This window comes from Gilliamella sp. wkB308, from assembly GCF_001690185.1.
Taxonomy (GTDB): domain Bacteria; phylum Pseudomonadota; class Gammaproteobacteria; order Enterobacterales; family Orbaceae; genus Gilliamella; species Gilliamella apicola_I.
In genome coordinates, this window is sequence record NZ_LZGN01000003.1 from 123,683 (window position 1) to 139,375 (window position 15,693).

General features: G+C 34.7%; 11 protein-coding genes. 6 read left to right on the plus strand and 5 right to left on the minus strand.

The annotated features are described in order from the left end of the window. Positions 1–10: 10 nt before the first annotated feature. Positions 11–1,153 carry a metallophosphoesterase gene (locus A9G10_RS00650; RefSeq protein WP_065557772.1) on the minus strand — a complete coding sequence of 381 codons (1,143 nt, stop codon included), beginning with the start codon at positions 1,151–1,153 and terminating at the stop codon, positions 11–13. Between the two features lie 80 nt (positions 1,154–1,233). On the opposite strand from A9G10_RS00650, the gene cmoA reads away from it, so the two are divergent. Together cmoA and cmoB are read left to right on the plus strand one after the other, a co-directional pair. Further along, on the plus strand, positions 1,234–1,965 hold the full coding sequence (gene cmoA / locus A9G10_RS00655) for a carboxy-S-adenosyl-L-methionine synthase CmoA (RefSeq protein ID WP_065557773.1): 732 nt from the start codon (positions 1,234–1,236) through the stop codon (positions 1,963–1,965). 66 nt (positions 1,966–2,031) lie between these two features. Continuing rightward, complete coding sequence (gene cmoB / locus A9G10_RS00660; protein WP_065557774.1) at positions 2,032–3,000, plus strand: tRNA 5-methoxyuridine(34)/uridine 5-oxyacetic acid(34) synthase CmoB; 969 nt, start codon at positions 2,032–2,034, stop codon at positions 2,998–3,000. A 169-nt stretch (positions 3,001–3,169) separates the two neighbouring features. Here cmoB and A9G10_RS00665 read toward each other — a convergent pair whose 3' ends face one another. Next, positions 3,170–4,153 carry an AEC family transporter gene (locus tag A9G10_RS00665; protein ID WP_065557775.1) on the minus strand — a complete coding sequence of 328 codons (984 nt, stop codon included), beginning with the start codon at positions 4,151–4,153 and terminating at the stop codon, positions 3,170–3,172. A gap of 998 nt (positions 4,154–5,151) precedes the next feature. Between A9G10_RS00665 and A9G10_RS00670 the strand changes: the two genes are divergently transcribed. The 3 genes from A9G10_RS00670 (at position 5,152) to A9G10_RS00680 (ending at position 8,405) form a co-directional block, all read left to right on the plus strand. Beyond that, positions 5,152–5,598, plus strand: a complete 447-nt coding sequence (locus A9G10_RS00670; protein ID WP_065557776.1) for a LexA family protein — start codon at positions 5,152–5,154, stop codon at positions 5,596–5,598. Continuing rightward, positions 5,595–6,860 carry a Y-family DNA polymerase gene (locus tag A9G10_RS00675; protein ID WP_065557777.1) on the plus strand — a complete coding sequence of 422 codons (1,266 nt, stop codon included), beginning with the start codon at positions 5,595–5,597 and terminating at the stop codon, positions 6,858–6,860. Before A9G10_RS00670 ends, A9G10_RS00675 begins: the two co-directional genes overlap by 4 nt. A gap of 723 nt (positions 6,861–7,583) precedes the next feature. Further along, positions 7,584–8,405 (plus strand): helix-turn-helix domain-containing protein, encoded by an 822-nt coding sequence (locus A9G10_RS00680; protein WP_081298948.1) that lies wholly within the window; start codon positions 7,584–7,586, stop codon positions 8,403–8,405. 753 nt (positions 8,406–9,158) lie between these two features. On the opposite strand, the gene A9G10_RS00685 is transcribed toward A9G10_RS00680, so the two are convergent. From A9G10_RS00685 to A9G10_RS00695, 3 genes are read right to left on the minus strand one after another with little or no spacing between them, the layout of a single operon-like run. After that, positions 9,159–10,292 (minus strand): ABC transporter permease, encoded by a 1,134-nt coding sequence (locus tag A9G10_RS00685; RefSeq protein WP_065557778.1) that lies wholly within the window; start codon positions 10,290–10,292, stop codon positions 9,159–9,161. Positions 10,293–10,294: 2 nt separating this feature from the next. Next, the gene (gene rbbA, locus A9G10_RS00690) at positions 10,295–13,093 is read right to left on the minus strand and encodes a ribosome-associated ATPase/putative transporter RbbA (protein ID WP_065557779.1); all 2,799 of its coding nucleotides are present in this window, start codon (positions 13,091–13,093) and stop codon (positions 10,295–10,297) included. Positions 13,094–13,106: 13 nt separating this feature from the next. Next, positions 13,107–14,180, minus strand: a complete 1,074-nt coding sequence (locus A9G10_RS00695) for an HlyD family secretion protein (RefSeq protein WP_065557780.1) — start codon at positions 14,178–14,180, stop codon at positions 13,107–13,109. A gap of 347 nt (positions 14,181–14,527) precedes the next feature. Between A9G10_RS00695 and argE the strand changes: the two genes are divergently transcribed. After that, entirely contained in the window at positions 14,528–15,685 is a 1,158-nt protein-coding gene (gene argE / locus A9G10_RS00700; protein WP_065557781.1) for an acetylornithine deacetylase, read from the plus strand. Positions 15,686–15,693 lie beyond the last annotated feature (8 nt).

Sequence of the window (15,693 nt, forward strand, 5' to 3'; positions counted from 1 at the left end):
TATTAATTACCTATTCTAAAGAATGATTTGATTTTTCTTTGTTATTATCAAACGTCACATCAATGACAACAATTTCTGAACGTGTCATTAAGCGTAAAGGTATACTTCCAAAGCCATAACCGCTACTTACAATACTGGTAAATTGTTTTTCTGAATCATGATATATCCCATCAGCATTTTTATAAATAACAGATAACAAAAAATTGATTGGAAAAAGTTGTCCACCATGCGTGTGTCCTGAAATCATCAAATCAACCCCAGCGTTGGCTGTTTCATCAAGATGTTTGGGTTGATGATCTAATAAAATGATGGGTGTAGACGTATCGGCAAACATCATTAAATCAGCTAGTTCTGCTCGTTTTAAATCATACTTACTCGATGAAAAATCTTCTCGACCAATTAACGTGATATTCAAATCACTAAGGTACACAATATCATCTCGTAAAACGCGCATATTGGCAGCTTTAAACGCATCAACAATATCCTCACCATGAGGATGCTCTTTATTAATGGCTAGATATTCATGATTACCAAAAATAATATAGGTACCATATTTCGATTTCAATTGTGAAAATTGTTTATTAAAGTCAGTTTCTGTAAATGATTTTAATTGTTTATCTAGCGTATCACCCGTGATGACGATTAAATCGGCATTAAGTTTGTTAACTTCATCAATCATTTGCTTAATAAATTTACGTTGAGTTAACCCATTAAGATGAATATCACTCAATTGAACAATACGTAAATGATCAACATTAGCCTGTTTATTAATCGTAACTTGATAATTCACTATTTTAGAATTAGTCGCCATTTGATGACCAAATATAAACAGTACAATTACGCAACCGACATAAACATAACTTACCCAAAAATCGGGTTTAAATCTTTTTCTACTTATTAAGTGAATAAAGTCAAATAGCAATGTTGCATAAACAAAACAGATAGCTAAACTGAATAAGATACCAAAAAAGGCCGGAAAATTATTCAATACTTTTGACAGGATAAATGTGATAGCAATGGTTGCTAATGCTAACCAATAAGCCAATTTCAAATAACCATTTAAATGAAAATCTAGCCAAAACAACCACCGTTTACCTAAGTAAATAATGACTAAAATACTCATCAAACTTATAAAAAGAATAACAAAATTCATAATGCTTCAAACAAATTAACTGAAAAAAGTGGTATCATAACAGAATTATTTTTTATTCGTTATCTATAACTTCAACTTTTATGAATTCAAAAATAGATCAATTATTTTCAACCCCTATCGATAAATTAGGTGACTGGACTTTTGATGAAAAAGTTGCCGAGGTATTTCCGGATATGGTTCAACGCTCGGTGCCGGGGTATTCGAATATTATTTCTATGATTGGTATGTTGGCTGAACGATTTGTCCAACCGAATTCGATGATTTATGACTTAGGTTGTTCATTAGGTGCGGCAACGCTCTCTATCCGCCGTAATATTAAACATGAAAATTGTCATATTATAGCTATTGATAATTCGTTACCGATGATTGAACGTTGTAAACGCCATATCGACGCCTTTAAAGCCAACACGCCCGTTGATGTAATCTGTGACGACATCTGTAATATCCAGATGCAAAATGCATCCATGGTTGTTCTCAATTTTACATTACAATTTTTATCACCAGAATCCCGACAACAAGTCTTAAATAAGATTTATCAAGCATTAAACACCAATGGTATATTGGTATTATCTGAAAAATTTAGTTTTACTGATTCAACTATTGATGACTTACTGTTCAATATGCATCATGATTTCAAACGTGCGAATGGTTACAGTGAATTAGAAATTAGTCAAAAGCGTAATATGTTAGAAAATGTCATGCTGACTGATACTGTCGAAATCCATCATGAACGCCTAACCAAAGCAGGTTTTACACATATTAACACTTGGTTTCAATGTTTCAATTTTGGTTCTATCATTGCTATAAAATAGCTGTTATTTAGGATAGTTATTAATCCATATATCAGTCAAAAATCAAATTAATAAGGACACAAAAGAATGATCGATTTTGGTGATTTTTACCAGATTATCGCAAAAAATAGGCTCAGTAGCTGGCTTGAAGTCTTACCGGCACAATTAGCCAACTGGCAAAAACAAAACTTAGATAGCCGTTTTACTCAATGGCTAAATAGTATTAAACACTTACCTGTTATAACGCCCTATCATATAGATTTATTGCATGGTGTCAGCGTAAAAACGCAAATACCTCTTTCAACTGGGGAACAGCAACGTATTACTCAGCTATTAAAGAACATGATGCCCTGGCGTAAAGGACCATTTCATTTTTATGGTATAGATATCGATACTGAATGGCGTTCTGATTGGAAATGGGAACGCCTTATTCATCATATTGACAATTTAGAAGGTAAACTTGTTTTAGATGTTGGTTGTAATAGTGGGTATCACTTATGGCGAATGATTGGCGCTGGGGCTAAACTTGCTGTAGGCATCGATCCTATGGCTCTTTATTTATGTCAATTTGAAGCCGTCAGAAAATTATTAGGCAATGATAAGCGAGCACATTTATTACCGCTTGGTATTGAAGAGCTACCAAAGCTTAATGCTTTTGATACGGTATTTTCAATGGGTGTGTTATATCATCGCCGTTCGCCACTTGATCATCTTTACCAATTAAAAGATCAGCTTGTTGATGGCGGGCAATTAATATTAGAAACACTCGTTATTGAAGGTGACTTACATCAAGCACTTATGCCAGGTGAACGTTATGCACAGATGCGCAATGTTTACTTTATTCCATCGGTACCTACCATGATAAATTGGCTACAAAAATGCGGTTTTAAAGATGTCAAAATGGTAGATATTTCACAAACCAGTTTAGAAGAACAACGTAAAACCGATTGGATGACGTCTGATTCACTTGCTGATTTTCTCGATCCAAATGATCTAAGTAAAACCATTGAGGGTTATCCTGCCCCAATGCGAGCGGTATTTATTGCACAAAAATAGCTTTTTACATTAGTGACAAATTTATTTAAATTGTAATAAACAATCATATCTAAATACTGTTTTATCTTATGCTAAAGCAAACACAGCTAAGATAAAAAACAACAAGTAATAAACAAAAAACGGGCTTAATGCCCGTTTTTTATATCCATTTTTCGCTTAAACAAATTGTTTATTGCACGCCCGGTACCGTAAAATGCATAATTAATAGTAACGTTGGTAAAATAAAGATGGATAAAATTGTTGAAGCAAAAAAGATACTTGAAGCTTGTTCTTGCTCAACATTCCAATTATAAGCCAAAATAACGGCTGTTGATGCTGTTGGCATCGCTAACAAGAATACTAACTCTTCCGCTTCCATACCCGTAATACCAAAAAGGTTTACCGCAATTAAAGCCACTACAGGTGTAAAGAAGCTTTTTAAAATCACATTGACAATCAACGGTTTTGAAAAATTCAATTTAACACCATAAATACCTACCCCAACGGCAATTAACGAAATAAAGTTACAAGCATTTGACATGATATCAAAGGTATTAAAGACAAAATGTGGTAACCATTTTGTTCCATCTGTAACACTAACAATTAAGCCCAGAATAACCGCTAAAAACATTGGTTTCATTAACGAGTTTTTCACTGCGCTAAATACCATGTTGCCCGTTACTTTTCCGCCTGATATTTTCGTATCACACAATTCCAATAAGAAAATCGTCATTGGTATCAATGATAACGCCACCACAAAATTCGCTACAGCAACTGAAATGGTTGACGACGCACCTAACATCAATGTTAAAAATGGTACGCCCATTCCCCCCATATTGGGGAAACAACATAACATCGCATTCATCGCTGTTGATTTTAAATCTTTATGTAAAATGTATTTATTGGTTAAAAAACAAATTATCCATAAAAATGACATTGTACAGAAGAATGCAATCATCCAAATGCCGTTGAATATTTCAGACGGCTTAGCATGTGATGTATGCACAAAAAGCAATGCCGGAAATACAAAGTTTGACACTAAACCGGATAATAACTTCTTGGAGTCTTTGGTAAAAATATTCTTATGAACACATAACCAACCAAGAAAAATTAATAAAAACACCGGAAGACAAGAACTAACAACTTGCCCTACTGCAGACCAAATTAGATTCATTTTTTTTAAAACTCCTAAAATAATATTACTTAAAATACATATTCGGTAATTGGTCGGTAACTTTGGATTAGAATTTATATTTATAGACCGAGCTAAAATAAGTAGGTAATAAAACTGAACATGACCCAGTTATAATAAAACTAGCGCCAAACCTTTTTTTCAGTTTTTTAAAAACTTGATATAACTAAATGTTGTTTTACGCACTTTGTGGTTTTGAAAAATATTTTTAATACGACAACCCTTGCTATATTTAAATGTCAAATAACATAACTTGGAAAATATTATATCTGATTCTTTTCGCCCTTGTGTCGAGCTGGTAATGCTGACTGTCTAAAAAAACAAAAAATCGCAACAAATATTATTGATGTATATCAATATTGATATTTTATTCTTATAAAAAACAAAAGATGAGAAAATAAAAAAAACGAGCGTTAAATTAGAGTAAAAATCAAAATTAAGCTAAAACAAGCTAATTAGCATTTTTTATCATCGATAACCAATCAAAATTGCATCAGGCTTAGTTAGGTTAACAATTTGACTTTTTGTATTATTTCGATAAGTCACACTCAAACTTTACCTTTAGTCACTTATATAAGGGCTGTGAACAAAAATACAAGGTATAGTGAATTATGTCGTAAATTAATTAATAAATAATCACTATAATGTAAACTATTTAAGTGTTTTTGTAAAATGCCGTAATGTAATTTAAATCAATTATTATGATAGCTTGCGATTTTGTTCGCTATTTTTACAACAATGCAAATTCAATCCTGCCGTTATTTCAACTATTATTGATTCAGATCGTCATACTTACTGGCTCGTTAAAATATGCTTATCATCCATTACACATGGTCATTTTTTGTCACATTGCTATTTTTTTACAGTGTTTTTCATTGAATCAAGAATTTTATACTGTATATTTATACACTATTCGTTTTTTATCACGAATACTACTACATAGTATAAATTTTACCTGTATATTTTTAGGAGAAACGTTCTTGAGTAAATCCTGCATTGTGCTAGGAACCGTTGATAGCACTATCAAAAATTACTTACCTTTGGTTGATACCCCTGTCAGGGCAGGCTTTCCATCGCCTGCTGATGATTATTTAGAAACCAAACTGGACTTAACCGATCACTTAGTTAAACACCCGAGTGCTACTTATTATATTAAAGCACAGGGGGAATCAATGATTAACTATGGTATTTTTAGTGGTGATCTTTTAGTGGTAGATCGTTCATTAGCACCCCAAATAGAAGATATTGTCGTTGCTGCTGTTGACGGTGAACTAACATGTAAGTGCCTGGGACTTATTAATGGGCAACATTACCTATTATCGGGCAATGAACTTTATCCCCCTATTTCATTAGCAGGTAAAGAAGTCCATATTTGGGGCGTTGTTATACACACTATTCATTCTTTACGAAAACGTGGACATGCATGATTGGGCTGATTGATTGTAATAACTTTTATGCTTCGTGTGAGCGTGTTTTTAACCCTAAATTAGAAGGAAAACCAATTGGCATTTTATCCAATAATGATGGATGTGTCATCGCTCGTTCCAATGAACTTAAACCTTTAGTACCAATGGGTATGCCTGCCTACCAAATTGAGGCTAACATTCGAAAACAAATTACATTATTAAGTTCTAACTATGAACTTTATGGCGATATGAGCCAACGTGTTTTTGATACTGTCAGCCATTATACTGCCGATATTGAACCCTACTCTATTGACGAAGCTTTTATTAAACTAGTAGGATTTAACGATGTTACAACCCATTGTCAACATTTAAGGGCAATAGTAAAACGTGATACTGGGATTCCGGTAAGTATTGGCATTGCATCAACCCACACGTTAGCGAAGTTGGCAAACCACATTGCAAAAAAGCAGCCTATTTATCAAGGGGTCTATTGCCTTCCTAACGATTCAGCCTTACTTGATCAGATTTTAAAATCATTTCCTGTTGATGAAATTTGGGGCGTTGGCAGACGCATAGCCAAAAGATTACAAACATTAGGCATTCATACTGCATGGGATCTGCGTCAGGCAAATTTAAAACAAATTAGACAACAATTTTCAGTCGTGCTTGAACGTACCATATTAGAGTTGCAAGGTATTAACGCTATTGAATTAGATGACATTGCTACACCTAAGAAAAACATTATGACATCACGTAGTTTTGGGCAGTTAACAGGTGAATTATTCGACTTGCAAGAGGCCATTCGTATTCATGCCAGTCGAGGCGCTGAAAAACTAAGACAACAAAAATCGATTGCTAATGCTGTACTTGTTTTTTTGAAAACAAATCAGTTTCGTCAAGACTTAATTCAATACAATCCGTCGATTGTCGTACCGCTACTATCACCTACTGATGATACAAGAGTAATTATTCATGCGGCACAACAGGGGCTAACAGCAATTTATAAAAAAGGATTTTTATTTATGAAGTCAGGTGTTATGTTACTCGATTTAAAAGCCAAAGATAGCTTCTGCCAATCTGACTTATTTGCTTTAAATAATCTGCCAGTCTTACAGCAAAAAAATGATAACTTAATGAAAACAATCGATACCATTAATCAAAAAATGGGAAAAAATACCATTCAATTAGGCGGAAGTAGAAAAACCGCACCTTGGCAGATCAAACGAGAACGGCTTAGCCAACGTTACACAACACGTTGGGATGAATTACCATTAGTTAAATGATAATTAGCAATAAAAATAACCAATCATTATTATAACGGAGAATAATGTTGTAAATTTTTGCATTTCCAACAGAAAAATCTAAATTACGTTTTTTTATCGTAATAAACGTTAAGATAAATAACGATTGGGCATATAAAAATAGTCATAACATGCAAATTTGATTCTTTACGCATAAAATTTATTTTACAAAAAGTTAACGTTTTGATTAAAATGTGTTAACTTTATTGAGTTGTTAGCGTGTATTAAATGCAGACTAACAGTTCAAAAATAAGTCAAATAAGAAGAATATACAGTGCTAAAGTATGTCTTCAAAATGCTTATCCAGAAATAACAAAGATCGAAAAAACAGTTTTAAGCAAAATAAATATCTTTATTTTGAGTAATTAAAATACGTTAAATATATATACATTTTCACATAGATTATGTTTGATAGGTTATGGCATCGCTTATAAAAAATTGTGTATTAATTTTTTAGTGACAAAACTTTATAAGTAAATTTCCATTAAAGGCCACAACTTTTTGGACATTGGCTTACATTTTTCCATAACCAACTGGAGTACTAAATGTGTAAAAAATTTTTGTGGTCTTATTTATTGTTTGCTTATACGTTAATCGTTTCAGTGTATGAAGCATAAATTTTATAACAGAACGATATACTGAACAACGTCATCATGTTTTTCATCATCACGATAAAAAATACACGAAAGTAATGGGGCAATTTGGATGAATAATACCGCAGTAGAAATTGAAAAACTTAAACAGTTAAGTGAAGCAAATAGTCACAGCAATTATATCTCAATTTACACCTCTAAAAAGCAACAAAATTTATCTAATATACCGATTTTAAAGCCATTATTAATAATTATATTAAGTGGTTGCAAAGTGATTGGTAATGAAAAAAAATTAGCCTGTAATACCGGAGATTTCATCTTTTTTACCGATGTTCAGTCAATGAATATGAGAAATATACCCGCAAATACGAATTACTTTGCATTACTTATTGATTTTGAGTTTTCAGATTTTAATGATACTTCGATCAATATAAACCCTAAAAAAAATAATGAATATACCGCAGGGAAAGCAAATTCTGCCTTTTATAAATGTGTTTCACAAATGATAGAATGCTTAGAATGGGCATCTGATGACATCGTCACAAATCGTAGAAAAGAAATTATTAAACTGTTAGTCCATTCCGGTTATAAAAATTTGGCATGTTTACCCAATCGAAAAGAAACCACGCAAAAAGTAATTGAAATATTTAACAAAAAAGATAATAAAAAAATAACCATTGATGAAATTTGCAAAGAAATCTGCATGAGTAAAGCAACGTTGTATCGAAAATTGAAACTTGAAGGGGAAAATATACAAAAAATTAAGGAAAAACTGGTTATGGGACAAGCGCTTCATTTATTACAAACCTCTAATTTTTCAACAGAATATATCGCTGAAATGATAGGATATTCTTCATCCAGTCGGTTTTCACAAAGATTTAAAGCTAATTTTGGATTAACGCCAAGAGAATTAAAAAACACCAAACGAAACTAATAAACATTTCATCATTTATTCCATTAAATGGAAACAACGTTAAGAATGAATATTACTTTCGCTGGCAAACATGCTAGTTCTAGTAATTGAATAAATGGTGGAACTTTAAAGATTTTCATATCTATCTTAATAGGTAGACATACAGGAATTAAGGTTGAATCAGCCTTAATTCAAAACAAAAATAAGACAGCCTTTACTTATTTCGTGACTTTGCCTGAAAATTTGTGAACACTTTTAGCGACAACAAGACCACTAAAATTAAATTAACAAAATAGCGCTGAATTTCATCATATGAAAACGATTGAATTTTCATACAACAGTCTTAAAATGACAAACACAAGCATTAATTTATTTACTGCTCAAGAAAATAACATTGCCACAACTGTTAATCTTAACCCATTATGTTTATTAGAATTTAACACTTGTAGCTGGCTAAATTTGCGGTAAATTTTAACAATAACTGATATAAAAGAAATGACATTTACATTCATTTTAGTGACAAAATCATTCATATTTATAAAATAATGAAAATATTTGGCGTAACAGCCCAATATTGATGACAAACATTAAGTTAACTCAATAAACTAAAATTGCAATTTTATTCACTAATCGGTTTAAGTGATATGATTGATTCAAGATGACAATGACCATTATAGAAGATGATGGCGATTAAATCGAAAAAATAAATAACCATAACCAACTCATTAAAAAACCAATCGATTGGTTATGGTTTATCAGCATATAGCAAGAAACTTACGATCCCATATTAACAATTGAGCTACGAAAACGTCTTAATGCAATGAAGAAAAAGACCGATCCGATACCAATTAACCAAACATAGGATGTCCATATAACGCTTAATCCTGCACCACGATACAATATAGCTTGTCCTAATTCGACGAAATGTGTTGTTGGAGCAATCATCATTATATTTTGCACAACTTCTGGCATACTTTCCCTAGGGGTACTACCACCGGATAACATTTGCAACGGTAATAAAATTAAAATTAATAACATGGCAAATTGTGCCGTTGATTTGGCTATGGTTGCCATAAAGATTCCAAGTGACGTTGTCACAAATAAATGTAAAGCGGCACCAATTAAAAATAACGTAATTGAGCCAGTAATCGGAACATTAAGCCAGCTTTTTACCACCAATAGTAATGCCACCCAAGTTGAGATTAACACCACTAATCCCATTGACCATACCTTAGATATCATTATTTGAAACGGTGTGACAGGCATGGAAAGCAGATGATCGATAGTACCATGTTCACGTTCTCGCATTAATGCTGCTCCGGTTAAAATAATGGATAACGTCGTTACAATATTAATGATTTCCATTACCGAGCCAAACCAAGAGCGAGTTAAATTCGGATTAAATGCGGTATGAACTTGAATATTGACAGGTAAATCGGTTGCTTTGCTATAACGATTAACATACTCTGTCACTTCACCCGTGATTATTTGTGTGATATAACCATTTCCCACAAAAGCTTGTCCCATTCGAGTCGCATCGATATTTAATTGAATTTCAGGGCTTTGATTGTTCAATACATCACGCTGAAAGTTAGGCGGAATATTTAAAGCAAAGGTATAGCTATCGTTATCCATGCCTCGATCCACCTCATCCATTGAGTATAATTTTACTGGTTGGTTGAACATCGGCGGATAAAAAGCCGCAACAATTTGTCTTGATAACGGTGAATCATCTTCATCAACTACCGCTATAGAGGCATGATGAAGCGAGTCAGATGTTGCTGTAGCGGCAATATAAATATCAAACGTAAAACAGTAACCTATTAACAGAAGCATGATAGGATCGCGTAATAGTCCCCATAATTCTTTAATACCTAATCGATAAATATTAATTAAGCTTTGCTTCATAACTACCCTTCCTGCTTTTTAAGAAGAAAAATACTGGCGCACAGCACAACAGGAATAGTGACTAATAATGCGAATAAAGAATTGTGTAAATCATTAAAACCCAGTGCTTTATTAAATACACCTCGTGCAATGATTAGCATATGTGTTGTCGGATAAACTTCACCGATATAGCGCCCACTACCTTCTAATGATGCCACTGGATTAAGCAGACCCGAAAACTGAATAGCAGGTAACATGGTGCCGACACAGGTTAAAAAGATCACAGCAATTTGACTACGTGTAATTGTTGACGCCAACAATCCCAGCCCGGTTGAAATAATACAATAAGCTAAAGCAGCCAAGCATAACGTGAATAAACTGCCTTTGATTGGCACACCAAAAATAGTAATCGCCATAAACAGCAACAGCAAAAAACTAAACATAGAAATAATAATATACGGTACTTGTTTACCTAATAAAAATTCAGCACGCGTTACAGGGGTAACATATAAATTAATAATCGATCCCATCTCTTTTTCACGGACAACCGATAAAGCAGCCAACATGGAAGGAATCATCAATAATAAAATAGGAATAACCGCAGGTACCATTGACGGTAAGCTTTTTACATCAGGATTATATCGATACCGCGTCTCAATATTCGCCAAACTGGTGGAATCTTTTCCCGACATTTCTTTCACTTTTTGACTTAGCCAAGCAAGGTGCATACCTTGTACATAACCTTTAATGGTTTCTGCTCGTAGTGGCATGGCACCATCTATCCAAACACCGATATCAACTGAATCACCACGTTGAATATCTCGTCCAAAATTAGGGGGAATTTCAATCGCTAACGCAATATCATTACTTCGTAAACGGGCATCCATGTCTGCATAATCCGTTATAGGCGGTCTTTCAACAAAGTAACGTTTTGAACCAGACAAATTAAGCGTATAATTTTGACTGATTTCACTTTGGTCACGATCGAGCACGGCAAAACGTAAATTTTCGACATCTAACGTAATCCCATACCCCATAACGAGCATTAAGATTGCCGAACCCAATAACGCCAACATCGCTCGCAAAGGATCTCGCGACAGTTCAAGTGTTTCACGCCATAAACAACCAATCATCCGAGTTAAACTGAATCCTTGAAGATGATTTACTGGTGGCATGACTGTTTGGGATTTGTCGGCGGTAACTGGTGCTTCGGTCGATTTTTGTTGTTCATCACTATCATCAGCACCTGCATCAACTAGGTAGCGAATGAAGGCATCTTCTAATGTGGATGCATCTTTCGAAGCAATAATATTATCGGGGGTATCACTTGCCAGCACTTTCCCCGCATGCATTAACGAAATTCTGTCACACCTTGCGGCCTCATTCATGAAATGAGTGGTTATGAAAACAGTGACTTTATCTTTACGGGATAATTCGATGATCAAACGCCAAAAGTCATCTCGAGCAATCGGATCGACGCCCGATGTCGGTTCATCTAAAATCAATATTTCTGGGTTGTGCACAACGGCGACCGATAAAGATAAACGCTGTTTAACCCCTAAAGGTAAGCTATCCGGTAGATTTTGCGCATCTTGTTCTAATCCAAACCGTTTAAGAAGTTCAGAAACACGTTCAGGTATTTTACTTTCTTCAATGCCAAATAAACGTGCATGTAGCACTAAGTTTTGCTCAACCGTTAATTCACTGTACAAAGAAAAAGCTTGAGACATATAACCTAAATGCCGTCTGGTATTAATATCATTGGCATCAACAGGTTTTCCAAATAACCAAGCTTCACCGGACGAAATCGGTAATAAGCCGGTTAGCATCTTCATGGTTGTTGATTTACCACAACCATTTGATCCTAAAAAACCAAAAATTTCGCCTTGTTTAATCGAAAAATTAACATGATCGACTGCAATAAAATCACCAAACTGCTTGGTTAGCCCTTTGGCTTCTATCGCTGTTTGTAGATTGTTATTTACATCCAAAGGTGGAATTTCAACGGCTTGATAGCCTTGTTTGGCACTTTCTGGCATCAACTGAATAAAGGCATCGTCTAAATTATCTTTTCCTGTTTGGCTTAATAATGATTTAGGTGTGCCTGTTTCTAAAATCTTACCGCCATACATCGCAACAAGCCAATCAAAGTTTTGTGCTTCATCCATATAAGCTGTTGCCACAATAACGCTCATTTGTGGTCTTTGCTGCCGAATTTTATTGATTAATTGCCAAAATTGCGCTCGGGAAAGGGGATCAACCCCCGTGGTAGGTTCATCGAGAATCAGTAAATCGGGGTCATGAATCAAAGCAGAACATAAACTGACTTTTTGTTTCATACCCCCTGATAGTCGCCCTGCTGGTCTTGATAAAAAGGGATACAGCCCAGTACTTTTTGTTAATTCGTCAATACGACGTCGACGCTCTGCGGCATCATTACCAAATAAACGGGCAAAAAATTGCAGATTTTCCTCGACAGATAATGTCGGATAAAGATTTTTGCCTAATCCTTGTGGCATGTAAGCAATGCGCGTACACACCGCTTTACGATGTGACTTATCTTGCATATCGCCATCTAAAACATAAACGGAACCGTCTTGAATGACATGTGCGCCCGCAATCAAAGATAGCAAACTTGATTTACCTACCCCATCTGGCCCAATTAATCCCACCATGCACCTTGGTGGAATAGTTAAACTAATCTTATCCAGCGCACAATTTTTTTTATAATGCAGTGAAACATCGCTAATTTTAACCACTGCATCATCAATAGATTTAGCTCCTGCTAATAAAGCTAAATCCTTATTGTCTGAATCTGACATATACTATCTCCAATTATTTAGTTGGACATTTGGCTACATCAGATAAATCAGCTGGCCAGGATGTATTCGGATTAAGCTTAACCCAAGCCACACCAGGTAATCCTGTTTTAACTTGATTAATAAAACATTTTAATAATTCAGGATCGAGCTGCGCTTTTACTCTAAACATCAATTTTTGGCGTTCATCTTTCGTTTCAACCGTTTTAGGGGTGAACTGTGCAACACTCGAAACAAACGAAATTTTAGCTGAAATGGCTTTGTCAGGTAAGGCATCTAAAATCAGTCTAACTTCGTCTCCAATGCCCACTTTGCCCGCCACAGTTTCAGGCAAGAAGAAAGTTAGATACACGTCATACAAATTAACCAGATTAAGTACTTTACCGCCAGAAGGCATCACTTCACCTAACTGAGCAATACGATATTGGATACGTCCATCAACAGGTGCAACGAGTGTACTGTCATCAATATCGGCTTGGATTTGTCTGATATTGGCATCAGCAACATTAATGGCTGACTTAGCACTTTCCACGCCAGCTTGCGCAACTTCTATCGCGGCATCCGCTGCCGTTACTTGTGATTGAGCAGAATCTAATGCCGCTTTGGCGCTATTGAATTTAGCGGTATCATCATCAAATTGTTGAATAGACAAAGCCCCTTTTTGATAAAGGGTGGTTGTTCGTTGAAGATGTTTTGAAGCGATATCTAAATCACTTTCACGCTGAGTGACACCGGCTAAAGCCGCAATTTTATCACTCATTTTTAAAGAAACTTGTGCTTTAGCACTCGCCTCATTACTGATGGCTTGAAGGTATTGGGCTTGAGCTTCGTTTAATTTGGCTTGCAACGTATCAGTTTGCATTACAACGAGTGGTTGCCCTGCCTTAACAAAATCGCCTTCATTCACATTAATTTTTTCAATTCGACCGGCTAATTTTGCAGAAATATTGATTTCGGTTGCCTCAATACGCCCATTTCCACTAGTAAAATCGGCACCATATCCATCCGTTTTTAATTGCTGCCATGCAATAAAAATAATAGCAAGTATAACGACGGTGATAATAATCCATTTTTTGCTTATTTGTTTCATAACTCATGCCTTGTTCAAGATAATTAATTTATAATCAAGCTTAACGAAATAATGAATCGTTATATGCTATTTAGTAATGATTAAATAATAACAAATGTTTTTTACAAATAAAATCAGCATACAAAATAAACGCAAGAAATGTTAAAAAATTGAAAATCATCGGATCTTTATCAATTTATCTCTCCAAATTAATGTTTTCTAGTCATAAGGATTATTAATAAATTAGCAATACAGATTAAAAACGGGGTGAAACATAAACGTTAGTCATAGGCAAATCTTACAGTAAGTGATATGCTTGTCATCTTATTAATGGATTTAATTTAATTAGCAACTCAAGGTGATTTTGTATGGCACTGCCTTCTTTTTTAACGCTTTATAGTGAACTGATATCAACCCCAACAATCAGCAATGTGACCAATGAAAAACTCGATTTTTCAAACAAACCTTTAATAGATAAATTAGCTAACTGGTTTGAAGCATTAGGGTTCAAAATTGAAATACAGCCCGTACCGAATACTCGCGATAAATTTAATTTATTAGCGACTTATTCAAATAGTGAAAACCAGACACAAGGTGGATTACTGCTTAGCGGTCATACTGACACCGTCCCTTTTGATGATGGGCAATGGACTAAAGATCCTTTCAAATTGACGGAAGAAAACAACAAGTTATATGGACTAGGTGCCGCTGACATGAAAGGTTTTTTTGCTTTTATATTAGATGCCTTACGTGATATGGATCTAACCAAACTGACTAAACCTATTTATGTTCTTGCTACCGCTGATGAAGAAACCACTATGGCTGGTGCATCATTTTTTGCTAAACATACTCACTTACAACCCGATTGTACAATCATTGGTGAACCAACATCATTAATACCGATACGAGCACACAAAGGTTTTATTTCTAACTCAATCAAAGTCATTGGTAAGTCTGGTCATTCCAGTGATCCAGACAAAGGAATAAATGCGATTGAAGTCATGCATTTAGCTATCGCACAATTGTTAAAACTCAAACAACAGTTTAAAGAACGATATCATAATGACGGTTTTACTGTCCCCTACCCGACGCTTAATCTTGGGGTAATTCATGGCGGCGATGCAGCAAACCGTATTTGTGGTTGTTGCGAGCTAATTATTGATATTCGTGTATTGCCAAATAACGATGTTAATTCGCTCTATCATGATCTTTGTCAGGCTTTACAACCGGTCATGGACAAATACCCTAACCGTATTTCGGTTGAATATGAAGTATCCCCAATTCCGGGTTATGAATGTAAAAAAGATCATCCTGCCTTACAGCAAGTTGAAAAATTAGTTGGTCAAACTGCGCAAACCGTAAACTACAGTACAGAAGCGCCCTACTTAAACCAAATTTCACCAACTATTGTATTAGGTCCTGGTTCAATTGAACAAGCACATCAACCTGATGAGTTTATTTCAATGGATTTTTTAAAACCAACTAAAATAGCTATCGAAAATTTGATTAAAGATTTTTGTTTATAAAAAATATC

Coding starts and splice junctions, on each gene's coding strand:
- A9G10_RS00650 (WP_065557772.1), bottom strand. CDS start 1,153: ATGAATTTTGTTATTCTTTTTATAAGTTTGATGAGTATTTTAGTCATT.
- cmoA (WP_065557773.1), top strand. CDS start 1,234: ATGAATTCAAAAATAGATCAATTATTTTCAACCCCTATCGATAAATTA.
- cmoB (WP_065557774.1), top strand. CDS start 2,032: ATGATCGATTTTGGTGATTTTTACCAGATTATCGCAAAAAATAGGCTC.
- A9G10_RS00665 (WP_065557775.1), bottom strand. CDS start 4,153: ATGAATCTAATTTGGTCTGCAGTAGGGCAAGTTGTTAGTTCTTGTCTT.
- A9G10_RS00675 (WP_065557777.1), top strand. CDS start 5,595: ATGATTGGGCTGATTGATTGTAATAACTTTTATGCTTCGTGTGAGCGT.
- A9G10_RS00680 (WP_081298948.1), top strand. CDS start 7,584: ATGAATAATACCGCAGTAGAAATTGAAAAACTTAAACAGTTAAGTGAA.
- A9G10_RS00685 (WP_065557778.1), bottom strand. CDS start 10,292: ATGAAGCAAAGCTTAATTAATATTTATCGATTAGGTATTAAAGAATTA.
- rbbA (WP_065557779.1), bottom strand. CDS start 13,093: ATGTCAGATTCAGACAATAAGGATTTAGCTTTATTAGCAGGAGCTAAA.
- A9G10_RS00695 (WP_065557780.1), bottom strand. CDS start 14,180: ATGAAACAAATAAGCAAAAAATGGATTATTATCACCGTCGTTATACTT.
- argE (WP_065557781.1), top strand. CDS start 14,528: ATGGCACTGCCTTCTTTTTTAACGCTTTATAGTGAACTGATATCAACC.